19 protein-coding genes are annotated in these 20,892 nt (G+C 70.8%); 8 read left to right on the top strand and 11 right to left on the bottom strand.

Going from position 1 to position 20,892, the window contains the following annotated elements; genetic code table 11:
• The first annotated feature begins 866 nt into the window (after positions 1-866).
• Positions 867-2,069: an amino acid deaminase/aldolase gene (locus AB0M63_RS32760; protein ID WP_355906634.1), complete on the top strand. Its 1,203-nt coding sequence runs from the start codon at positions 867-869 to the stop codon at positions 2,067-2,069.
• Positions 2,070-2,118: 49 nt separating this feature from the next.
• Here AB0M63_RS32760 and AB0M63_RS32755 read toward each other — a convergent pair whose 3' ends face one another.
• The 3 genes from AB0M63_RS32755 to AB0M63_RS32745 are packed head-to-tail and all read right to left on the bottom strand — an operon-like array spanning position 2,119 to position 5,671.
• On the bottom strand, positions 2,119-2,901 hold the full coding sequence (locus AB0M63_RS32755; RefSeq protein WP_355906631.1) for a 3-oxoacyl-ACP reductase: 783 nt from the start codon (positions 2,899-2,901) through the stop codon (positions 2,119-2,121).
• Positions 2,898-4,292 (bottom strand): aldehyde dehydrogenase family protein, encoded by a 1,395-nt coding sequence (locus AB0M63_RS32750; protein ID WP_366021918.1) that lies wholly within the window; start codon positions 4,290-4,292, stop codon positions 2,898-2,900. Before AB0M63_RS32750 ends, AB0M63_RS32755 begins: the two co-directional genes overlap by 4 nt.
• Positions 4,293-4,300: 8 nt before the next feature.
• Entirely contained in the window at positions 4,301-5,671 is a 1,371-nt protein-coding gene (locus AB0M63_RS32745; protein WP_366021917.1) for a glutamine synthetase family protein, read from the bottom strand.
• A 95-nt stretch (positions 5,672-5,766) separates the two neighbouring features.
• Between AB0M63_RS32745 and AB0M63_RS32740 the strand changes: the two genes are divergently transcribed.
• Both AB0M63_RS32740 and AB0M63_RS32735 read left to right on the top strand, forming a co-directional pair.
• Entirely contained in the window at positions 5,767-6,501 is a 735-nt protein-coding gene (locus AB0M63_RS32740; RefSeq protein WP_355906622.1) for an FCD domain-containing protein, read from the top strand.
• Positions 6,502-6,565: 64 nt separating this feature from the next.
• Positions 6,566-7,258: a gamma-glutamyl-gamma-aminobutyrate hydrolase family protein gene (locus AB0M63_RS32735; protein ID WP_366021916.1), complete on the top strand. Its 693-nt coding sequence runs from the start codon at positions 6,566-6,568 to the stop codon at positions 7,256-7,258.
• On the opposite strand, the gene AB0M63_RS32730 is transcribed toward AB0M63_RS32735, so the two are convergent.
• On the bottom strand, positions 7,255-8,181 hold the full coding sequence (locus AB0M63_RS32730; RefSeq protein ID WP_366021915.1) for a LysR family transcriptional regulator: 927 nt from the start codon (positions 8,179-8,181) through the stop codon (positions 7,255-7,257). The two genes, AB0M63_RS32735 and AB0M63_RS32730, sit on opposite strands and share 4 nt — an antisense overlap.
• Positions 8,182-8,251: 70 nt before the next feature.
• Here AB0M63_RS32730 and AB0M63_RS32725 point away from each other — a divergent pair, with 70 nt between their 5' ends.
• Entirely contained in the window at positions 8,252-9,427 is a 1,176-nt protein-coding gene (locus tag AB0M63_RS32725; protein ID WP_366021914.1) for a TDT family transporter, read from the top strand.
• On the opposite strand, the gene AB0M63_RS32720 is transcribed toward AB0M63_RS32725, so the two are convergent.
• The 4 genes from AB0M63_RS32720 to AB0M63_RS32705 all read right to left on the bottom strand — a co-directional run bounded on the left by AB0M63_RS32720 (position 9,354) and on the right by AB0M63_RS32705 (position 13,911).
• Complete coding sequence (locus tag AB0M63_RS32720) at positions 9,354-10,073, bottom strand: helical backbone metal receptor (RefSeq protein WP_366021913.1); 720 nt, start codon at positions 10,071-10,073, stop codon at positions 9,354-9,356. The genes AB0M63_RS32725 and AB0M63_RS32720 overlap by 74 nt on opposite strands.
• On the bottom strand, positions 10,073-10,639 hold the full coding sequence (locus tag AB0M63_RS32715) for an XRE family transcriptional regulator (RefSeq protein WP_355906607.1): 567 nt from the start codon (positions 10,637-10,639) through the stop codon (positions 10,073-10,075). Before AB0M63_RS32715 ends, AB0M63_RS32720 begins: the two co-directional genes overlap by 1 nt.
• Before the next feature lie 403 nt (positions 10,640-11,042).
• On the bottom strand, positions 11,043-12,866 hold the full coding sequence (locus AB0M63_RS32710; RefSeq protein WP_366021912.1) for an ABC transporter permease/substrate binding protein: 1,824 nt from the start codon (positions 12,864-12,866) through the stop codon (positions 11,043-11,045).
• Positions 12,859-13,911, bottom strand: coding sequence for a glycine betaine/L-proline ABC transporter ATP-binding protein (locus AB0M63_RS32705; RefSeq protein WP_355906600.1), 1,053 nt, complete (start codon positions 13,909-13,911; stop codon positions 12,859-12,861). Before AB0M63_RS32705 ends, AB0M63_RS32710 begins: the two co-directional genes overlap by 8 nt.
• A 120-nt stretch (positions 13,912-14,031) precedes the next feature.
• Here AB0M63_RS32705 and AB0M63_RS32700 point away from each other — a divergent pair, with 120 nt between their 5' ends.
• The 3 genes from AB0M63_RS32700 (at position 14,032) to AB0M63_RS32690 (ending at position 16,295) form a co-directional block, all read left to right on the top strand.
• Positions 14,032-14,400 (top strand): hypothetical protein, encoded by a 369-nt coding sequence (locus AB0M63_RS32700; protein WP_355906597.1) that lies wholly within the window; start codon positions 14,032-14,034, stop codon positions 14,398-14,400.
• A gap of 30 nt (positions 14,401-14,430) precedes the next feature.
• On the top strand, positions 14,431-15,360 hold the full coding sequence (locus AB0M63_RS32695) for a 5'-3' exonuclease (RefSeq protein WP_366021992.1): 930 nt from the start codon (positions 14,431-14,433) through the stop codon (positions 15,358-15,360).
• Between the two features lie 89 nt (positions 15,361-15,449).
• Entirely contained in the window at positions 15,450-16,295 is an 846-nt protein-coding gene (locus tag AB0M63_RS32690) for a siderophore-interacting protein (protein WP_366021911.1), read from the top strand.
• Between the two features lie 46 nt (positions 16,296-16,341).
• Here the strand turns inward: AB0M63_RS32690 and AB0M63_RS32685 are convergent, their stop codons facing one another.
• From AB0M63_RS32685 to AB0M63_RS32675, 3 genes are all read right to left on the bottom strand, one after another.
• Positions 16,342-17,118 (bottom strand): ABC transporter permease, encoded by a 777-nt coding sequence (locus tag AB0M63_RS32685; protein WP_366021910.1) that lies wholly within the window; start codon positions 17,116-17,118, stop codon positions 16,342-16,344.
• Positions 17,115-18,131, bottom strand: a complete 1,017-nt coding sequence (locus AB0M63_RS32680; protein ID WP_355906588.1) for an ATP-binding cassette domain-containing protein — start codon at positions 18,129-18,131, stop codon at positions 17,115-17,117. The genes AB0M63_RS32685 and AB0M63_RS32680 overlap by 4 nt, the downstream gene beginning before the upstream one ends.
• A 180-nt stretch (positions 18,132-18,311) precedes the next feature.
• Positions 18,312-18,932, bottom strand: coding sequence for a PadR family transcriptional regulator (locus AB0M63_RS32675; protein ID WP_355906585.1), 621 nt, complete (start codon positions 18,930-18,932; stop codon positions 18,312-18,314).
• Between the two features lie 233 nt (positions 18,933-19,165).
• Here AB0M63_RS32675 and AB0M63_RS32670 point away from each other — a divergent pair, with 233 nt between their 5' ends.
• Positions 19,166-20,704 carry an amino acid permease gene (locus tag AB0M63_RS32670; RefSeq protein ID WP_366021909.1) on the top strand — a complete coding sequence of 513 codons (1,539 nt, stop codon included), beginning with the start codon at positions 19,166-19,168 and terminating at the stop codon, positions 20,702-20,704.
• Positions 20,705-20,892: the final 188 nt, after the last annotated feature.

Below are 20,892 nucleotides of genomic sequence, written 5' to 3'. Positions count from 1 at the left end.
CCGAGCCGGCCCGTGCGGTAGGTCGGAAGAAGGGGGAGGACGGCTCCGGTCCGGTCTCCCTCTGTGCTTCGTCGTCACGCGTTCCCGCCGTGGGGGGATGCGGGACGGAGCTCTGTGCGGGGCGGCGCGGGTCGGCTCCGGGCACGGGCGGTGCGTCCGGGAAGCGGGCCGAGGCCGGAGGCGGGGGCGGGCTCACGGGGTCCGCCGCTCGGGGCGAGAAGGGCCGCAGGCCGGGGAAGCGCGGCCGGTTGTCGGAGGAGGCCGAACCGGAACCGTCGCCGGCGCCGGAGCCGTTGTCCTCAGACGCGTTACGGGCGTCTGGACCGCCGCCCGGAGGCACTGCCGTCGGACGACGCCCCGACGAACCACCCCAGAAGCTCGACGCGCCCTGCGACTCGTCCGTTATCGAACCTGACCCCGACGTACCCACGGGGCCGGAATGCGGTTGGTCCAAGTCCTCGCCTGTTGCATCGTCGGACGACGGCGGCTCCGCCGCATTCGTCGTGTGGCGCGGCGGTACGGGGGCGCGTCGCGCTTCCGTGCTCATGCACCCCCCGTTTCCTCGTACCCGGGCCACCGTTCGTTCGTACGCGGGCCGGTGTTCTCCCGCACCTGCTCGTATACGGACCGGTGTCCACCCCGCTCTCACCCGGCACGCACACAAAAACAAACTCGTCCCGAGCACGCATACCCGCAGCGGCGGACCGCCATCCCGGGCGCGGTCGAACGACCGGCGGCGTTTCCTCCGTGCGTGCGCGTCACTCTACGGGTTGCCCCCGCTCGAACGGGAACCAGTCCGCGACCCCGGGGCATCTGCCCGGAACGTCCCCCTACCCTGCGGTAATCCTGTCTGGCAGGCTGCGTTCATGACTGCGCGCGCCGCCGACCGGGCCCGTTACGACCGGGCCACCGCCCACCTCGACGCCCCCGTCGCGATCGTCGACCTGGACGCTTTCGATGCCAACGCGGACGACCTCGTCCGCCGGGCCGGCGGCAAGCCGGTCCGCGTCGCCAGCAAGTCCGTCCGCTGCCGAAACCTGCTCGAACGCGTCCTGGCCAGGGACGGCTTCGCGGGCCTCATGTCCTTCACCCTGGCCGAGTCGCTGTGGCTTGCCCGCTCCGGGTTCGAGGACGTGCTGCTCGCCTACCCGTCCGCCGACCGCGCCGCCTTCGGCGAGCTGGCCAACGACCCCAAGCTCGCCGCCGCCGTCACCGTGATGATCGACGACCCGGCACAGCTCAAGCTCATCGACGACTCGCGCGACGGCGGCAGCGAAGTCGTGCGTGTCTGCCTGGAGTTGGACACCTCGCTGCGGATGCTCGGCGGCCGCGTGCGCGTGGGAGCGCTCCGCTCGCCGCTGCGCTCCCCCGCCCAACTCGCCGACATCGCCCGGACGGTGTCCCGCCGCCCGGGCTTCAAGGTCGTAGGGATCATGGCCTACGAGGGGCACATCGCCGGTGTCGGCGACTCCGTGGCCGGGCGGCCCTTCCGGTCCCGCGCGATCCGGCTGATGCAGGCCACCGCCAAGCGTGAACTCGCCGAGCGGCGCGCGGAGGTGGTGCGGGCCGTGCGGGCCGTCGTACCGGATCTGGAGTTCGTCAACGGCGGCGGCACCGGCAGTGTCCAGCACACCGCGGCCGAGGACGCCGTCACCGAGATCGCGGCCGGTTCCGGGCTGTATGTGCCGCGCCTGTTCGACAATTACACGTCCTTCACCGGCCGTCCGGCCGCTCTCTTCGCCCAGCCCGTCGTACGGCGCCCGGGCGTCGGCGTCGTGACCGTCCTCGGCGGCGGCTACCCCGCCTCCGGCGCCCCCGGCCCCGACCGGCTCCCGGTGCCGTACCTGCCGGAGGGCCTGCGCTACGACCCCCAGGAGGGCCCCGGCGAGGTGCAGACGCCGCTGCTCGGCACGCCCGCCGACGACCTGCTGATCGGCGACAAGGTGTGGTTCCGGCACGCCAAGGCGGGTGAACTGTGCGAGCGGTTCGACGCGTTGCACCTGATCGAGGGCGACCGGGTGACCTCCACCGTGCCCACCTACCGGGGCGAGGGCATGACCTTCCTGTGATGGCTCACCGGGTCGACTGCCCCCGCTCCGGCGGGGGTTGACGGCTTGCCTACATGGGGGTGACGTATGCCCCCGCGATACCGCCGTCGACCAGGAAGTCCGCCGCGTTGACGAAGGACGAGTCGTCGCTGGCCAGGAAAGCGACGGCAGCGGCGATCTCGGTCGCCTCCGCGAAGCGGCCGACCGGGATGTGGACGAGGCGGCGCGCGGCCCGCTCCGGGTCCTTGGCGAACAGCTCCTGGAGGAGCGGGGTGTTGACCGGGCCCGGGCAGAGGGCGTTGACCCGGATGCCCTCGCGGGCGAACTGCACGCCCAGTTCACGGGACATGGCGAGGACCCCGCCCTTGGAGGCGGTGTACGAGATCTGGGATGTGGCCGCGCCCATCCTCGCCACGAAGGACGCCGTGTTGATGATCGAGCCCTTGCCCTGACGGCGCATGTACGGGATCGCGGCCTTGCAACACAGGTACACGGAGGTGAGGTTGACGTCCTGGACGCGCTTCCAGGCCTCCAGGCCGGTGTCGAGGATGGAGTCGTCGTCGGGCGGCGAGATGCCCGCGTTGTTGAAGGCGATGTCGACACTGCCGTAGGTGTCGAAGGCGGCCTTGAAGAGGGCCTCGACCTGCTCGGGGTCGGTGACGTCGACCTTCACGAACAGTCCGCCGACCTCGTCGGCCGCCGCCTTGCCGTGGGTCTCGTCGATGTCGCCGCAGACGACGTGCGCGCCCTCGGAGGCGAGCCGGCGCGCGGTGGCGAGGCCGATGCCGCTGCCGGCTCCGGTGATGACGGCGGTACGGCCGACGAGTCGTCGGCAGACAATCTCTGCGGTCACTGTGCTGGGTCCTCCGTGCTGGTGGAGACGTCGCTGATGAAGACGTTCTTGGTTTCGGTGAAGGCGGTGAGCGCGTCCGGGCCCAGTTCGCGGCCGATCCCCGACTGCTTGAAGCCGCCGAAGGGGGTCCAATAGCGGACGCTGGAATGGGAGTTGACGGACAGGTTGCCCGCCCGGACGGCCTTCGAGACGCGCAGGGCGCGGCCGACGTCGCGGGTCCAGATGGAGCCGGCGAGGCCGTAGTCGGTGGCGTTGGCGAGCGCGATCGCCTCCGCCTCGTCCTCGAAGGGGAGCACCACGGCGACCGGGCCGAAGACCTCCTCGACGGCCACGCGTGCGTGCGGGTCGACACCGGTGAGGACGGTGGGCGGGAACCAGAAGCCGGGGCCCTCGGGCGCCTTGCCGCGAATGCCGTCCAGGTCGTCGGTGACGTATGAACGGACGCGCTCCAGTTGGGACTTGGAGATCAGCGGGCCCATGTCCGTCTTCTCGTCGGCCGGGTCGCCCACCGTGACCCCTTCGATCGCGGGGGCCAGGAGGTCCAGGAAGCGGTCGTAGGCGCCGCGTTGGACGAGGATGCGGGTGCGGGCGCAGCAGTCCTGGCCGGAGTTGTCGAGGAAGGACATGGGGGCGGCTGCGGCGGCGGCTTCGAGGTCGGCGTCGGCGAAGACGATGTTGGGGCTCTTGCCGCCGAGTTCGAGGGTGACGCGCTTGAGGAGCGCCGACCCCTTCGCCAACACCTGTTTGCCTACGGCCGTTGACCCCGTGAACACGATCTTCGCGACGCCCGGGTGCTCGACGAGCGCGTTGCCCGCGACCGGGCCGCGGCCGGGGAGCACCTGGAAGAGGTGCTCGGGAAGGCCTGCCTCCAGGGCGAGTTCGGCCAGTCGGAGCGCGGTCAGCGGGGTCGTCTCGGCCGGTTTGAGGATGACCGCGTTGCCCGCCGCGAGCGCCGGTGCGGTGCCCCAGGCGGCGATCGGCATGGGGAAGTTCCAGGGCGCGATCACGCCCACCACGCCCAGCGGTTCGAGGATCGTGACGTCGAGGCCGCCCGCGACCGGGATCTGCCGGCCGGTCAGCCGCTCCACTCCCCCGGCCGCGTAGTCGAGCAGATCACGGACGTTGCCGGCCTCCCAGCGGGCGTTGCCGACCGTGTGCCCCGCCTCGCGGACCTCCAACTGGGCCAGTTCTTCCAGGTGTTCGTCCACCGCGGTCGCGAAGCGGCGCAGCAGCCAGGCCCGGTCTGCGGGCGGCAGCGCGGCCCACTTCGCCTGGGCCCGGGCGGCGCGTACGACGGCGGCGTCCACGTCGGCCGCGTCGGCGGCCGGGACGGTGGCGAGGACCTCCTCGGTGGCGGGGTTCAGTACGTCGAGAGACTGCTCGGCAGGCAAGGGGTTCCTCACAGACGTTCGAAGGAGCGACGCAGCTCCCAGTCGGTGACGGCGGCGTCGAAGGCTTCCAGTTCGACGCGCGCCATGTTGCGGTAGTGCGCGACGACTTCGTCGCCGAAGGCGGCCTTGGCGATCGGGCTGTTCTCCCACAGCTCGGCGGCCTCGCGGAGATTGGTGGGGACGTGCGCGTACTCGGCGCTGTAGGCGTTGCCCGCGCAGGGCTCGGGCAGTTCCAGCTTGTGCTCGATGCCGTAGAGGCCGGCCGCGACCAGGCCCGCCACCGCGAGATGGGGGTTCACGTCGCCGCCGGGCAGCCGGTTCTCGAAGCGCATCGAGCGGCCGTGGCCGACGACCCGCAGCGCGCAGGTGCGGTTGTCGTACCCCCAGGCGACGGCGGTCGGCGCGAACGAGCCCGGCTGGAACCGCTTGTAGGAGTTGATGTTCGGGGCGTACAGCAGCGAGAAGTCGCGGAGCGCGGCGAGCTGCCCGGCGAGGAAGTACCGCATGACCTCGGACATGCCGCCGGGGTCGGAGGCGGTCCCCGCCATCGCGTTGCCGCCCTCCCCGTCGCCGAGCGAGAGGTGGATGTGGCAGGAGTTGCCCTCACGCTCGTTGTACTTCGCCATGAAGGTGAGCGAGACACCCTCCTGGGAGGCGATCTCCTTGGCGCCGGTCTTGTACACGGCGTGCTGGTCGCAGGTGACGAGGGCGTCGTCGTAGCGGAAGACGATCTCGTGCTGGCCGGGGTTGCACTCGCCCTTGGCGGACTCGACGACGAGACCGGCGGCCGTCATCTCGTTGCGGATCCGGCGGAGCAGCGGCTCGATGCGGCCGGTGCCGAGCACGGAGTAGTCGATGTTGTACTGGTTGGCGGGGGTGAGCCCTTTGTAGTTGGCCTCCCAGGCCTGTTCGTACGTGTCCTTGAACACGATGAACTCCAGCTCCGTACCGACCTGCGCGGTGAAACCGTGCTCGGCGAGGCGCTCCAGTTGGCGGCGCAGGATCTGGCGGGGCGCGGCCACCACCGGCGACCCGTCGTTCCAGGCGAGGTCGGCGATCAGCAGGGCGGTGCCGGCGTTCCACGGCACACGGCGGAGGGTGGACAGGTCCGGGTGCATGGCGAAGTCGCCGTAACCGCGCTCCCAGGAGGACATCTCGTAGCCGTCGACCGTGTTCATGTCGGTGTCGACGGCGAGGAGGTAGTTGCAGCCCTCGGTGCCGTGCCGGAGTACGTCGTCGAGGAAGAAGCGGGCGGCGAACCGCTTGCCCTGGAGCCGCCCTTGCATATCGGGGAAGGCCAGGACGACAGTGTCGATCTCGCCGCTGGCGACGAGGGCGTGCAGTTCCTCGACGCTCAGCGGGGGTGTGCGGTCTGCCACGGGAAAGCTCCTTCGGCTGCTGCGCGCTTCTTCGACCGGGCCGGAAACCATAAGGTATTGCGGAGAACCATTGCTTGGGAAGGGGGTGCCGCCAGATGTCGCTGAGCGCGGAGGACGGCCTTGAGGACCGCTTGACCCCGGTCCTGCGGCCGGTACGGGCGGGCAACGGCTTCGAAGAGGCGCTGGAGCAGATCCTCCAGGTCGTACGGCTCGGTCTGGTGCCGGGCGGCGAGCGGTTGCCGGCCGAGCGGGAGCTGGCGGAGCGGCTCGGCATCAGCCGGGTGACGCTGCGCGAGGTGCTGAAGGTGCTGCAGGACCAGGGTCTGGTGGAGTCCCGGCGCGGGCGCTACGGCGGGACGTTCGTGCTGCCGAAGTCGGACGCCGGCGGCGAGGACGAGCTGCGGCGGCGGATCAGCACGGTCGACATCGAGGACGTGCTGCGGTTCCGGGAGGTGCTGGAGGTCGGCGCGACGGGCCTGTGCGCGACGCACGGCCTTTCGGCAGAACAGGCGGGCCGCCTGCGCGACGCCCTGGCCCGCACGCACGACGCGCCGCTCGCCGACTACCGCCGCCTGGACACGCTGCTGCATCTGACCCTGGCCGAGCTGTGCGGTTCCCCGACCCTGACCGCGCAGTACGCGGCGGTACGGGCCACGGTGAACGACCTCCTCGACTGCATCCCGCTCCTGGTCCGCAATCTGGAGCACTCGCAGCGGCAGCACATCGCGCTGGTGGAGGCGGTGCTGGACGGGGACGCGGACGGGGCGCGGGAGATGATGCGGGAACACTGCGCGGGGACGGCGGCACTGCTGCGGGGGTTCCTCGCGTGACCGGTGGGGTAGTTCAATGGTTCCCATCGAGTCCATTCACGTCGCCTCGCGGTCGGAGGAAAGCATGGCGGACAGGCCGCTGATCGGCATCAGCACATACCTGGAGACCGGGGCACGCTGGGGCGCCTGGGAGCTGGATGCGGCGCTCCTGCCGGCCGGCTACCCCCGGCTCGTCCAGCGGGCGGGCGGCCTGGCCGCGATGCTCCCGCCGGACTCCCCCGAACACGCTCCGGCGACCGTCAGCCGCCTCGACGGCCTGGTGATCGCGGGCGGCCCGGACGTCGACCCGGTCCGCTACGGCGCGCAGCGCGACCCCCGCACCGGCCCGCCCGCCCACGCCCGCGACGCCTGGGAACTCGCCCTGATCCAGGCCGCGTTGACGGCCCACGTCCCCCTGCTGGGCATCTGCCGGGGCATGCAGCTCCTGAACGTCGCCCTGGGCGGCACGCTCGTCCAGCACCTCGACGGCCACGCGGAGACCCCGGGCGTCTTCGGCCACCACCCGGTCAAGCCGGTCCCGGGCACCCGCTACGCGACCGCCGTACCGGAAGAAACCTCCGTACCCACCTTCCACCACCAGTCCATCGACCTCCTGGGCACCGGCCTGACCGTATCGGCCTGGGCTGAGGACGGAACTCCGGAGGCGGTCGAACTCCCCTCCGCCCACTGGGTGTTGGGTGTCCAGTGGCATCCCGAGATGGGCGAGGACCTGCGGGTGATGCGGGCACTGGTGGAGGCGGCCGCGACGGCCCGCTAGCCCCGCGTCAGCGAAAGCAGCTCCCGTGCCGGCCCCGTAGGCCGATGTCCCGTCGGCCACACCGCTCTCAAGTCCCGGGCGAGAGTGACTCCCTCCAGCGGGATGCGTACCAGCCTCCGCGTCGACAGTTCCTCACCGACCGCCAGTTCGCTGAGGACGGCGGGTCCGGCTCCGCCGACCGCTGATGCCTTGACCGCTGTGGTGGAGGAGAGTTCGATCAGGGGGCGGGCCAGGCCGCCGAGGGCCGCGTCGAGGACCTGGCGGGTGCCGGAGCCCTTCTCGCGGAGGATCAGAGGGGTCGACGCCAACTCCCCTGCGGGGACGGGGCGTCGGCGGCGGGCCCAGGGGTGGGTGGGGGCGGTGACGACGATCAGGTGGTCGTGGGCGATCACTGTGGAGTCGAGGCCGGGCGGGACCGACAGGCCCTCCACGAAACCGAGGTCCGCCTCGTCCGCCAGCAGGCGTTCCGCGACCGCCGTGGAGTTGCCGGCCAGCAACGAGACCGCGGTGTCGGGGCGTTGGGAGCGCAGCGCGAGGAGCCAGCCGGGGAGCAGGTACTCGGCGATGGTCATGCTCGCGGCCACGCGGAGCCGGGAGTCGCGGCGGTGTCGTAGCGCCTGGGCGCCCGCGTCGAAGGCCGCGGCCGCCTCGACGACCCGGCGGGCCCAGTCGGTGACCAGGGCCCCGGCGTCGGTCAGGCTTGAGCCGCGCGGTGAGCGGTCCACCAGGGCGACGCCGAGTTGCCGTTCCATCGAGCGGATCCGGCTGCTCGCGGCCGGCTGGGTGATCCCCAGCTCGCGCGCCGCGCCGCCGAGACTCCCGAGCCGTGCCACCGCCAGCAACAGCTCCAGCGCGCCCAGATCCGGCACCCGGTGCGCGATCGACCCCTCCCGCGGTTCTTCCACCTCACTGCTGCTGCTCATAAATCCAGTTTATGCCCCCATAGACAGATGCTCCCTGGCCGGCCGTCTCGGTCGGCGAGACGGTGGAGGCATGGTCACCGCCGTTCGCCACCTCGGACCCAACTGGTACGCCTCCGTCATGGGCACCGCCATCGTCGCCACGGCCGGTGCCGGACTCCCCGGCCACCTCCCGGGGCTGCGCACGGCCCTCGCAGCCGTCTGGGCCCTCTCGTTCGCCCTGCTCCTTGTCCTGCTCGCCGCCCGCACCCTGCACTGGACCCACCACCGCGACCAGGCCCGCGCCCACCTCCTCGACCCGGCGACGGCCCCCTTCTACGGCTGCCTCGCGATGGCCCTGCTGGCGGTGGGCGGCGGCACCCTGGTGGTCGGGCAGGACTGGATCGGACTGCGGGCCGCGGTCGTCCTCGACGCCGTGCTGTTCGCGGTCGGTACGGTCGTCGGGCTCGCGGCCGCCGTCGCCGTCCCGTACCTGATGGCCGTACGGCATCACGTGCACCCGTCGGAGGCGACCCCCGTGTGGCTGCTGCCCGTCGTCGCGCCGATGGTGTCCGCCGCCCTCGGCCCGCTGCTCGTGCCGCATCTGCCGGCCGGGCAGGCCCGGGCGACCCTCCTCCTGGCGTGCTTCGCGATGTTCGGACTGAGCCTGCTGGCAACCCTGTTGATGCTGCCGCTGCTCTTCGCCCGGCTCGTCGCCGGCGGCCCGCTGCCCCTAGGGCCTGTTCCAGGTTTCCCGCCTGCGCCCTCCGGGCGGACGACGGGAAACCTGGAACAGGCCCTAGCGCTCACCCCGACGCTGTTCCTGGTGCTGGGTCCGCTGGGCCAGTCCACCACCGCCGTCGGCAAGTTCGCGGACTTCGCCCCCGGAGTCGTACCGGCCGCGTACGCCCAGGGTTTCGGTCTCCTCGCCGTCCTCTACGGCGTCCCCGTCATGGGGTTCGCGCTGCTCTGGTTCGGCCTCGCCACCGCGCATGTCGTCCGCGCCCGGCGCCGGGGCATGGGCTTCGCGATGACGTGGTGGGCGTTCACCTTCCCGGTCGGCACCTGTGTCACCGGCGCCGAGTCCCTGGCCCGGCACACCGGCCTCGCCGTCTACGACGGACTCGCGGTCGTCCTGTACGGCGTGCTGGTCGCCGCCTGGGCCACCGCCGCCGTACACACGGCGAAGGGTCTGCTCAGCGGTGAGCTGCTCGCAGGGCCACCGCCAGCACCCGCGGCGCTTCGGCCAACGACGGCCCGTACCACGTGAGGTGCCGGCCGCTGACGAGCGCGCAGGGCAGGCCCGGGAAGGCCTCGGGGCCGTCGTCGGCCCTGAAGCGGTACGGCTCGTCGGGGAGGATCACCAACTCCGGTTCCGCCGCCCGCAGTTCGTCCAGTGTGACGCGCGGATAGCGTTCGGCGTGCGTTGCGTACGCGTGGTCGACGCCCAGCCGGGACAGCACATCGCCCGCGAAGGTGTCCCGGCCCAGCACCATCCAGGGTCGGCGCCAGATCGGTACCACCGCGGTCCTACGGCGCTCCGGTCGCGGCAGCTCCGCCCATGCCCGCTCCGCCTCGTCCAGCCAGCGCGGGCGGGACCGCGCCCCACACGCGTCGAGCACCCGGGTCAGCTCACTGAACGCCTGGAGGACGGAACGTACTTCGGTGACCAGGACCTCGACTCCCGCCTCGCGCAAGGCCGTCAGGTCCGGTGCGCGGTTCTCCTCCTCGTTGGCGAGCACCAGGTCGGGGGCGAGGGCGAGGATCCGGTCGAGCTTCGGGTTCTTGGTACCGCCCACCCGGGCGACGTCCAGACCGGGCGGGTGAGCGCACCAGTCCGTCGCGCCGACCACGACTCCGGGCAGCGACACGGCGATCGCCTCCGTCAGGGACGGGACGAGCGAGACGACGCGCATCAGCGCGGGCGGTCCTGGACCGCCTCGATGTGCTCGGCCACCGCGACCACGACCACCCGGGTGTCCGGCACGGTCGCGCGCCAGCGGTGGCGCACCCCGCCGGTCAGGTACATCGTGTCGCCGCGCACCAGGCGGTACGCGCGCCCCTCTGCCTCGATCTCGACGGCGCCGTCCGCGACGTACATCAACTCGTCGTTGCGGTGCTGGAATTCGCGTCCCGCGTCATGGTCGCCGGTGAACTCCGAGGCGTGGAGCTGATGGTGACCCCGGACCAGGGAACGCATCCGGGGTTCGACCCCCGACTCGGCGTCCTCCGCGCGGACGACGTCGACGCTGCACGCGGGGTCGGCGGCGGCGAGGAGTTCGACGGCGGTGGTGCGCAGGGCGTCGGCCACCTTCTCCAGGGAGCTTCTGCTGGGGCGGGCGCGGTCGTTCTCCACCTGGCTCAGGAAGGGCACCGACAGGCCGCTGCGTTCGGCCACGACGGCGAGGGTCAGGGACAGCGCGCGGCGTCGCCGCCGTACGGCCGCACCCACCCGAAGGGGCTGTTCTTTGTGGTCGCCCATCGCTCCGGCTCCCTCCTTCGCTCGTCGGTGCGCGGCCGCTTCGGCGGCTGCTTCTGAAACTGTCTCTGATGACTTCTCTGCACCCTACGCATGTTCGGCAAACCGTTTCATGCGCCTGTCACATCCACGTCACACAGCGTGCGATCGGACCTCACAGTTCTGGCCAGGCGACGAGGGCCTGCCGACCCTCGATCGGCGCGAGAGTTCTTCCCTCTCTTCAATGCGTACGCGGTCGCCTGTGTTCCCGCTCACTTCTCCGGCCGTTCAAGGGGGCTTCGTAGCGCTGTGTGGTTGGCCGGATCCTTTTCGTACCGGGACGGCACGAAAAAGGCGGGCCCCGCCGCACGAAGGGGGGAACGTGCGGCGGAGCCCGCCTCCGGGAGGCGGCTGCGGGACTGTCAGGTCACCCGGCCGCCTGGCTCTTCTGGTTCTTCGTGACCGGGGCCCACTTGTCGGCCAGCCCAGGGTGCTGCTTCAGCCAGGTGCGGACGGCGGTCTGCTCCTGGCCCTTGCCGGACTTCTGGATCTGCGCCTCCAGACCGGTGAGCTGCTCCTCGGTCATGTGGAAGTCCCTCAGCCACGTGCCGACGTCGGGGTTGTCGGCGGTGAAGCCCTTGCGGGCCACGGTGTGTACGCCGTCGCCCTTGCCCCAGGCGCCCTTCGGGTCCTTGAGCTTCTTCAGCTTGTAGTCGCTGTACGCCCAGTGCGGCGACCAGAGCGTGACGACGATCGGCTGCTGCTTGGCGTAGGCGCGCTTCAGCTCGGCCAGCATCGCCGGGGTCGAGCCGTCGACGACGTCGTAGGAGCCCGTCAGGCCGTACGCCTTGAGGACCTTGGTCTTCAGGAGGCCCATCATTCCGGCGCTCGGTTCGATGCCGGTGATCTTGCCGCCGAACTCGGAGGCGTGGGTCTTCAGGTCCGCGAGGGTGTTGACGTCCTTCATGTACGCCGGGACGGTCAGCTCCAGGGACGTGGAGCCGTACCAGTTGCCGACGTCGTCGAGCTGCTTGCCGTACTTCTTCCAGTACTCGGCGTGCGTGGTGGGCAGCCAGGCGTCGGTCTGGAAGTCGATCTGGCCGGTGGCGAGGCCGGTGTAGAGGGGGCCGGCGGCGTACTGGGTGGTGGTGACCTTGTAGCCGCGTTCCTCCAGGAGTTCCTTCCAGAGGAAGGTGGAGGCGATGCCCTCGTCCCAGGGGATGTAGCCGATGGTGATGTTCTTGCCCTTGCCGATGTTTTCGGCGCCGGCCGTCGTTGTGTCGGACGAAGAGCCGAAGACGCCGATGCCGCTTGCCACCAGGGCGAGGACGACCACGCCGATCACGGCGAACGCCGGGCGGGGGCGGTAGTTCCAGGGCTTGACGCTCTCCGCCGCGCGGGCCTTGGCGGCGGCCCTGCGGCCGAGCGGGGAGATCTGGGTGCCGAGTGCGCCGGTCATGCGGTCGAGGTAGATGGCGAGGACGACGATGCCGACGCCCGCCTCGAAGCCGAAGCCGATGTCGAGCTGGCCGATGGCCTCGTTGACGGCGCCGCCGAGGCCGCCGGTGCCGACCATGCCGGCGATGACGACCATCGAAAGGCCCAGCATGATGACCTGGTTGACGCCCGCCATGATCGTCGGGAGGGCGAGGGGCAGTTGGACGCGGAGCAGGGTGTCACGCGGTGAGGTGCCGAACGCCTCGGCGGCTTCGACGAGTTCGGCGTCGACCTGGCGGATGCCCAGTTCGGTCATGCGGACGCCGGGGGCGAGCGCGAAGATCAGGGTGGCGATGACTCCGGCGGAGGTGCCGAGGCCGAAGAAGAGGATCGCCGGGATCAGCAGCACCATCGACGGCATCGTCTGGAGCAGGTCGAGGGCGGGTCGTACGACCGCGCTGACCGTCCTGGAGCGGGCCGCCCAGATGCCCAGCGGGATCGAGATCACCAGGGCGATGACGGTGGCCACGAGCACCAGGGCCAGGGTCGACATGGCCCGGTCCCAGAGGTCGAGCGAGTCGATCAGCACGAATCCGGCGAAGGCCAGGACGCCCGCGACCAGTCCGCGCAGCCACCAGGCGAGCACGGCCAGGATGCCCGCGAGGAGCAGCGGTTCGGGGGCGCCGAGGACCGCGTTGATGCCGTCGTACATGCCCTCGACGACGGTCTTGATCGCGTCGAAGAGCCAGGACATGTGGGCGAGGAGCCAGTTGACACCGGAGTCGACCCAGTCGCCGAGCGGGAGCCTAGGCACAGGTGGTCACCTGCTCCCCTTCGGGTGCTCCGCCGAGGAACGCGACGAGACGTTCCTGCGGTACGACGCCCACGACCTCGTCGGCCGCGTCGAGCACCGCGACCGCGTGCGGGATGCGGGCGCTGAGGGCGCAGAGGTCGGTGAAGGGCATCTCCGGTGTGGCGGTCGCGCAGGCGCAGTCGGCCTCGTGGCCGTCGACACCGGTGTCCATGACGGCGCTCGCGGTCAGCACCCGGGAGCGGTCGACGTCCTGGATGAAGGAGGCGACGTAGTCGTTGGCGGGGCGGAGCAGGATGTCCTCGGCGGTGCCGGTCTGGACGATGCGGCCGTCGCGCATGACGGCGATGCGGTCGCCCAGGCGCATGGCCTCGTTGAGGTCGTGGGTGATGAAGACGATCGTCTTCTTCAACGACTTCTGGAGTTCGAGGAGTTGGTCCTGCATGTCCCGGCGGATCAGCGGGTCGAGCGCGCTGAACGACTCGTCCATCAGGAGCAGGTCGGCGTCGGTGGCCAGCGCGCGGGCCAGGCCGACGCGCTGCTGCATGCCGCCGGACAGCTCGTCGGGCCAGGAGTCCTCCCAGCCGGCCAGCCCGCACAGGGCGAGCGCCTCGCCGGCGCGGGCTTCGCGCTCGGCGCGGGGCACGCCCTGCACGGCCAGACCGTAGGCGGCGTTCTCGCGGACGCTGCGGTGCGGGAACAGCGCGAAGTGCTGGAAGACCATGCTGATCTTGCGGGCGCGGACCTCGCGCAGCTCACGGTCGCCGAGCGCCGTCAGGTCCTGGCCGTCGAAGAGGACGCGTCCCGCGGTGGGCTCCAGGAGTCCGTTGAGCATGCGCAGGAGGGTGGACTTGCCGGAGCCGGACAGGCCCATGACGACGAAGATCTGGCCCGGTGCGACGGAGAAGGAGGCGTCTATCACGGCGGCCGTGGTGCCGTCGGTGCGGAGTTCCTCCCGGTCGGCTCCTTCCCGGAGCCGTTCAACCGCCTGGTCGGATCGTCTGCCGAACACCTTGTACAGATGCTCGGCTTCTAGCCTGGCTGACACGCGTACCTCTCGATGGGGGGCAGGACGGGCGGCGCCTGCCCCCGCCCGTCCACCGCAAACGGAACGTGGTTCAGGTCACTCGCGCCGTAGGATCGCTTCCCGAGTCTCAGGGGGGGCACTGTGGAACGACCTGATGACCGGCTGCCGTCGGTCTTTCGCTTCAGTACGGAACTCGTCGCCTGGGTGGGCATGCCGTGGGCGCTGGCCCGTCACTCCTGGGTTCTGGCGGTCCTGTCGCTCGTGGTGCTGATCGGTCTGCCGACCGTGTTCGCCACTCCGGGTGACAAGGAGCGGGTGGTCGTGCCGGTGCCGGGGTGGGCGACGATCCTCCTGGTGCTGTTGCAGCTCGCCGGTGCCCTGGTCGCCGCCTGGTGGATCATGCCGCTGTGGGCCGCCGTGCTCGTGTCCGTGCTCGCCGCCGTCACGCTGGTCACGGAGCGTCCGCGGTGGGCCTGGCTGCTCTCGCTTTCGCACCGCGCCGACGCCTGACCGTCCGCACTGTCCGCGCGGTGCGGCATGATGCGAGGCGTGACCGGACGACTGATGCTTCTCGACACCGCCTCGCTCTACTTCCGCGCCTACTTCGGCGTCCCGGAGTCCGTGAAGGCACCGGACGGGACGCCGGTGAACGCCGTGCGCGGGCTGCTCGAATTCATCGACCGGCTGGTCAAGGACCACCGGCCCGACCAGTTGGTCGCGTGCATGGACGCGGACTGGCGGCCGCAGTGGCGGGTCGACCTGATCCCCACCTACAAGGCGCACCGTGTCGCCGAGGTGCGCGAGAGCGGCCCGGACGCGGAGGAGGTGCCGGACACGCTGTCCCCGCAGGTGCCGATCATCGAGGCCGTCCTCGACGCGGTGGGCATCGCACGCGTGGGCGTCGAGCCGTACGAGGCGGACGACGTGATCGGCACCTTCACGGCCCACGCCAAGGGCCCGGTCGACATCGTCACCGGCGACCGCGACCTGTATCAACTCGTCGACGACGCACGGGGAATCCGGGTGCTGTATCCCCTCAAGGGCGTCGGCATGCTCCAGCTCACCGACGAGGCGCTGCTGCGCGAGAAGTACGGCGTCGACGGCCGGGGGTACGCGGATCTGGCGCTGCTGCGCGGCGACCCCAGCGACGGTCTGCCGGGCGTGCCCGGGATCGGCGAGAAGACGGCGGCCAAGCTGCTGGCCGAGTTCGGTGACGTGCCCGGGATCATGGCGGCGATCGACGATCCCAAGTCGAAGCTGACCCCTTCGCAGCGCAAGCGCCTCGACGAGTCGCGGCCGTATGTCGCGGTCGCGCCCAAGGTGGTACGGGTCGCGGACGACGTACCGCTGCCCGACGTCGACCCGACGCTGCCGCACGGCCCGCGTGACCCGGAGCTGGTGGACGCGCTGGCGGACCGCTGGGGTCTGGGCGGATCATTGCAGCGACTGCTCACCACGCTGGGCGCGTAAGCATTGTTCTCGCCCTCGCCTTCTTGCCTTTCACAGAGAATGTAGTGCTAACTTAGGTAAGCCTAAGCATGGGAATCTGGGAGGCCGTCATGGCAGAACGTCCGGCACGGAAGCCGCGTAAGCCCCACTCCGCGCAGGTTGTCCGCACCGAACGACTGACCCCCCATATGCAGCGCGTGGTGCTCGGCGGCGAGGGTCTGGCCGGGTTCTCCGCCGACACCTGCACCGACCACTACGTGAAGCTGCTGTTCCCGGCCGGGGGCGCCACCTACCCCGAGCCCTTCGACATGGAGCGCATCCGCGCGGAGTTCCCGCGCGAGCAGTGGCCGGTGACCCGGACCTACACCGTGCGCGCCTGGGACCCCGAACACCTCGAACTCACCCTGGACTTCGTGATCCACGGCGACGAGGGTCTCGCCGGCCCGTGGGCCTGCCGCGTCCAGCCGGGCGAGACCGTCCGCTTCATGGGCCCCGGCGGCGCCTACGCCCCCGACACCGACGCCGACTGGCATCTGCTCGCCGGGGACGAGAGCGCGCTGCCCGCGATCGCCCGCGCGCTGGAGTCGCTGCCCGAGGGCGTCACGGCACACGCCTTCGTGGAGATCTCCGGGCCCGAGGAGGAGCAGAAGATCGACTCCGACATCGAGGTCGTCTGGCTGCACCGCGGGGACCGTCCCGTCGGCGAGACCCTCGTCGAGGCCGTCCGGGCACTGGAGTTCCCCGAGGGCCGGATGCACGCCTTCGTGCACGGCGAGGCGGCCTTCGTGAAGGAGCTGCGCGCCCTGTTGCGGGTCGAGCTGGCGATTCCGCGCGAGGACCTGTCGATCTCCGGCTACTGGCGGCTCGGCCACAACGAGGACGGCTGGCAGGCCTCCAAGCGGGACTGGAACGCGAAGATCGAGGCCGAGCAGGAGGGCGCCACGGCGGCTGCCTAGCCGTTGCGCCCCACCCCTTGCACGGACGGACCGCCGGTACGACCGGTTATACGGACCGCTGGTAGGACCGGAACGTACGGATCGACAGCCACACCGCCACCACCGCGAGCCCCAGCAGCGCACCGCCCCGGCTGAGCACATCGCCCCAGTCGGGGTGCTCGGACATCGCCGAACGGCCCGCCACCATCGCCCAGTTGAGCGGGTTGAAGTCGGCGATGTGCCGCATCCACGAGGGCATCCGGGACGGCGCCATGAAGGCGCTGGACAGGAATGTCAGCGGCAGCAGCAGGAAGGTGTTGATGCCGATGATCGACTCCCGCTCCCGCACCAGCATGCCCAGCGCGTTCGACAGCGCCCCGAATATGGTGCCCAGCAGCACGGAGGCCACGATCAGGATCGCGACGCCGCCGACGCCGCCCGGGTAGTCGGCGCCGCCGAGCAGTCCGAGCAGCACGATGACCACCGACTGGAACGCGGTCACCAGGCCGTTGTTGACGACGTTGCCGTTCATCAGCGCGGCCCGGCTGACCGGGGTGGTCAGGAAGCGGTCGAGGGTGCCGCGCTGGATCTCCTCCAACGTGCCCATGCCCGCCCACATGTTGGAGCTGAGGGCGCTCATCACGACCACGCCCGGGACGAGGTAGTCCAGGTACGAGGTGGTGCCGAAGCCGCCGAGTTCGACGACCTTCCTGAAGAGGTTGCCGAACAGGAACAGCCAGATCATCGGCTGGATGAGGGTGATGACCGCGAAGGCGGGCTGCCGTGCGAACACCCTGAGTTGACGCTGCGTCATGTACCAGGTCTGGGAGACGGCCGTGCTCATCGCGCACCTCCGGCGATCGCGAGCTGCCCGGCGCCGTCCGAGTCGGCCTCGGAGTAACGGCGGCCGGCGTAACGGAGATAGACGTCGTCGAGCGAGGGGCGGGCGACCGTCGCGGCGGCGACCGAGACACCGGCGCGCTCGAACGCGGCCAGCAGCACGGGCATCGCGGCCGCTCCGTCGTCGGCGCGGGCGCTGACACGCTGCCCGTCGACCAGCACCTCGTGCACGCCCGGCAGTCCGACGAGGGTACCCCTGAGCAGCGTACGGCCGGCGTCGCCGACCGCTTCCCGCAGCTCCAAGTGGACGGCGTCGCCGCGGAGTTCGCCCTTGAGGGAGTCGGGGGTGCCCTCCACGACGACCCGGCCGCGGTCGACGATCGCGATGCGTTCGGCGAGCCGGTCGGCCTCTTCGAGGTAGTGCGTGGTGAGCAGGATGGTCAGGCCCTCCTCCCCCGCGAGACGGCCGATCTCGTCCCACATCGCGGTGCGGGCCTCCGGGTCGAGACCGGTGGTGGGCTCGTCGAGGAAGAGCACCTCGGGCCGGTGCACCAGGCCGAGCGCCACGTCCAGGCGGCGGCGCATTCCGCCGGAGTACCCCTTCACCGGGCGCCGCGCGGCCTCGGCGAGGGCGAAGCGGTCCAGGAGTGCGTCCACCCGCTCCGCGAGGGCGGCGCCCTTCAAGCCGTAGAGCCTGCCCTGGAGTTGGAGGTTCTCGCGGCCGGTGGCCGTGGGGTCGGCGCCGGAGTTCTGGGCCACCACGCCGATCGCGCGGCGGACCCGGTCCGGGTGGCGCAGCACGTCATGGCCGGCGACGGTGGCGGTGCCCGAGTCGGGCCTGGCCAGGGTGGTGAGGATCTTGACGGTGGTGGATTTGCCGGCGCCGTTGGGGCCGAGGAGGCCGAAGACGGTGCCGGGTTCGACGGTGATGTCCATGCCGTTGAGGGCGGTGACGTCACCGGGATAGGTCTTGATCAGTTGACGCGCCTGGACCGCGGGCGCACGGGTACTGCCCATGACAGCTCTCCATGAGTGAAGTGAGCGGATGTGCAAGAGCACGACTGATCCGCGTGAAGAGCGCCGGGCTATCCTGGGTGTGCCGCACCTCGATCGCCTGGCTTCGCCGCACGGCGGGTCAGCTCGGGGTTCGTGACCCCGGCGGGGCTGCTGCAACAGCCCGGTCGGGGTTCTTCTCGGCTAGGTGAACTCCGGTGGCAGCTCCCCCGTTTCGTGGAAGTGGCGCCAGCTTTCGACGCCCGGCATCGAGCCCTTCCTGATCTCCTCCAGGAAGCCGCGGACCCATGCGGCCTGCGCCTCGATCATGTGCAACTGGTACTCGACCTCCACCAGGAACAGCCGGGGCACCGATTCGTAGAGCTTCTCCAGCGCGCCGCGCTCGCTCGCCGCCTGGACGTCGAGGTTCTGCACCCGCTCCTCCAGGAGGGTCGTCACCTCGTCGGGGGGCAGTGCGCCGAGCAGGGACAGCGCGCTCTCGAAGATCGGGTACTCCTTGACCGGGCGGGCCAGCAGCTCGGAGAGCCACTCGGTCATCTCCTCGCGGCCGGCGGCGGTCAGTCCGTAGACCGTGCGCTCGGGGCGGTTGCCCTGCCGCTCCGTGTCGGCGACCTCGACGAAGCCGTGCTTCTCCAGGTTCTGCACGACCGTGTACAGCGAGCCGTAGTTGATCTTCGTGCTGGTGTCCTTGCCCTGGCGGCGCAGGGTCTGGGCGATCTCGTAGGGATGCATGGGCTTCTGCCAGAGGGTGACCAGCACGGCGAGCGCCAGCGGATTGCTCAGCCTGCGACGCTTCGTCGCCATCGCGACCACCACCTCCACCCACACCTCGTATCCGAATATCCGTACCCGAACATATCGCGAGTGCACGGCGAGCGTCAATACACACGATGTATCGCGTTTCCGCCGCGAGGGCAAGGGCGTGAGGACTTAGGCCCGCCGCGGACATGGCGGCGTGACGCGGGCGAAACAGCCCCTCCCTAATTTCTGTCACCCGACAGGAATTCGCGTGATACCGCGCCGAAGGCAGGTGCCGCATGGCCACGACCGCCCCCTCCGACGTACGCCCCGATCCGCCCCACTCATCCGACGACAGCTCCCTCACGGAGTTCGGCTACCGCCAGGAGCTGCATCGCAGCCTCGGCCGGTACGCCTCGTTCGCGGCCGGGTTCTCCTTCATCTCCGTCCTGACGACCGTCTTCCAGTTCTTCGCCTTCGGGTACGCGTTCGGCGGCCCGGTCTTCTTCTGGGCCTGGCCGGTGGTGCTCGTCGGCCAGCTGCTGGTGGCCGCCTGCTTCGCCGAACTGGCCGCCCGATACCCGATCTCGGGCGCGATCTACCAGTGGTCCTCGCGCCTGTCGACCCCGTCCTTCGGCTGGTTCGCCGGCTGGATCATGGTGATCGGGCAGATCGTGGTGGTCGCCGCGGCGGCCCTCGCGCTCCAGATGGTGCTGCCGGCGATCTGGTCCGGCTTCCAGCTCGTCGGCGGTGACCCCTCGCCCGTCTCCCCGGACGGCGCGGCCAACGCGGCGGTCCTGGGGGTGGTCCTGCTGGTCCTGACGACCCTGGTGAACATCCTCGACAACCGCGTGATGTCCGTGATCAACCGGGTCGGAGTGACGGCGGAGATCATCGGCGCGATCCTCATCGTCGTACTCCTGCTGACCCACTCGAAGCGCACCCCGGGCATCACCTTCCACACCGGCGGCGGCGCGGAGGGCGGACTGATCGGCGCGCTGCTGGTCGGCTCGTTCACGGCGGCGTACGTGATGATCGGCTTCGACAGCGCGGGCGAGATGAGCGAGGAGACCCACAACCCGCGCCGCACCGCGCCCCGCACGATCCTCACCGCGCTCGGCGCCGCGGGCCTGCTCGGCGGCCTGATCATCCTCGGTGGCCTGCTGGCAGCGCCCAGCCTGACCGACGGACACCTCGGGGTCGACGGACTCAGCTACGTCCTGACCAGCAGCCTCGGCGACGGGGTGGGCAAGGCCCTGCTGGCCGACGTGGTGGTGGCGATCGCGGTGGCGACCCTGGCCATCCAGACGGCGGCCTGCCGCATGCTCTTCTCGATGGCCCGCGACGGCCAACTCCCCTTCTCCGCCCGCCTCGCACGCGTCAACCCGCGCACCGGCATGCCCGGCGCACCCGCCCTGGTCGTCGGTGTCCTGGCGGCGGCCCTGCTCCTCCTCAACTTCGCCTCCCCGGACGCCTTCCTCGCCATCGGCACCACCTGCATCGTGATGCTGTACCTGGCCTACGCGATGGTCACGGGACCGCTGCTACTGCGCCGTCTGCGCGGCGAGTTCACCACCGAGGGCACCGACGAGACGGGCGCCCGACTGTTCTCGCTCGGCCGGTGGGGCGTTCCGGTCAACGTCCTGGCCCTGCTCTACGGCCTGGTCATGACCGTCAACCTGGCGTGGCCGCGGGCCGCGGTGTACGACCCGGCGGGCGGGCACTGGTACTTCCAGTGGTTCACCGTGCTGTTCCTGGCCGCGACCTTGGGCGCCGGGGCTCTGTACCGGCTGACGCATGCTCAACACCCGCGCTCCGGCGCGGAATCCGCACCCTGACGCACCACCTCACCAGTGAACCGCCGTCTGCGCCCGCCCTGAACAGGCCGGGCGCAGACGGCGCACTGGGCGGTGCGGACATCCGCACATCCGGCGGACACAGAGCCATTACCGTGCGCCGGGGCCGCTCCATGCGCCGGGGGTGCGCGCCCTTTCGGACAGCCGAAAGCCACCGCATGGTGCGAAAT

It is taken from the genome of Streptomyces sp. NPDC051576 (assembly GCF_040681835.1).
GTDB lineage: Bacteria > Actinomycetota > Actinomycetes > Streptomycetales > Streptomycetaceae > Streptomyces.
Note: the sequence above shows the minus strand (reverse complement) of the source record. Positions and strands in the feature narration are given on the sequence as shown.

What these genes read in the sequence shown, in the direction of transcription:
- AB0M63_RS32760 (WP_355906634.1), top strand. Translation starts at nt 867, where the DNA reads ATGACTGCGCGCGCCGCCGACCGGGCCCGTTACGACCGGGCCACCGCC.
- AB0M63_RS32740 (WP_355906622.1), top strand. Translation starts at nt 5,767, where the DNA reads ATGTCGCTGAGCGCGGAGGACGGCCTTGAGGACCGCTTGACCCCGGTC.
- AB0M63_RS32735 (WP_366021916.1), top strand. Translation starts at nt 6,566, where the DNA reads ATGGCGGACAGGCCGCTGATCGGCATCAGCACATACCTGGAGACCGGG.
- AB0M63_RS32730 (WP_366021915.1), bottom strand. Translation starts at nt 8,181, where the DNA reads ATGAGCAGCAGCAGTGAGGTGGAAGAACCGCGGGAGGGGTCGATCGCG.
- AB0M63_RS32725 (WP_366021914.1), top strand. Translation starts at nt 8,252, where the DNA reads ATGGTCACCGCCGTTCGCCACCTCGGACCCAACTGGTACGCCTCCGTC.
- AB0M63_RS32720 (WP_366021913.1), bottom strand. Translation starts at nt 10,073, where the DNA reads ATGCGCGTCGTCTCGCTCGTCCCGTCCCTGACGGAGGCGATCGCCGTG.
- AB0M63_RS32715 (WP_355906607.1), bottom strand. Translation starts at nt 10,639, where the DNA reads ATGGGCGACCACAAAGAACAGCCCCTTCGGGTGGGTGCGGCCGTACGG.
- AB0M63_RS32695 (WP_366021992.1), top strand. Translation starts at nt 14,431, where the DNA reads ATGCGAGGCGTGACCGGACGACTGATGCTTCTCGACACCGCCTCGCTC.
- AB0M63_RS32690 (WP_366021911.1), top strand. Translation starts at nt 15,450, where the DNA reads ATGGCAGAACGTCCGGCACGGAAGCCGCGTAAGCCCCACTCCGCGCAG.
- AB0M63_RS32685 (WP_366021910.1), bottom strand. Translation starts at nt 17,118, where the DNA reads ATGAGCACGGCCGTCTCCCAGACCTGGTACATGACGCAGCGTCAACTC.
- AB0M63_RS32680 (WP_355906588.1), bottom strand. Translation starts at nt 18,131, where the DNA reads ATGGGCAGTACCCGTGCGCCCGCGGTCCAGGCGCGTCAACTGATCAAG.
- AB0M63_RS32675 (WP_355906585.1), bottom strand. Translation starts at nt 18,932, where the DNA reads ATGGCGACGAAGCGTCGCAGGCTGAGCAATCCGCTGGCGCTCGCCGTG.
- AB0M63_RS32670 (WP_366021909.1), top strand. Translation starts at nt 19,166, where the DNA reads ATGGCCACGACCGCCCCCTCCGACGTACGCCCCGATCCGCCCCACTCA.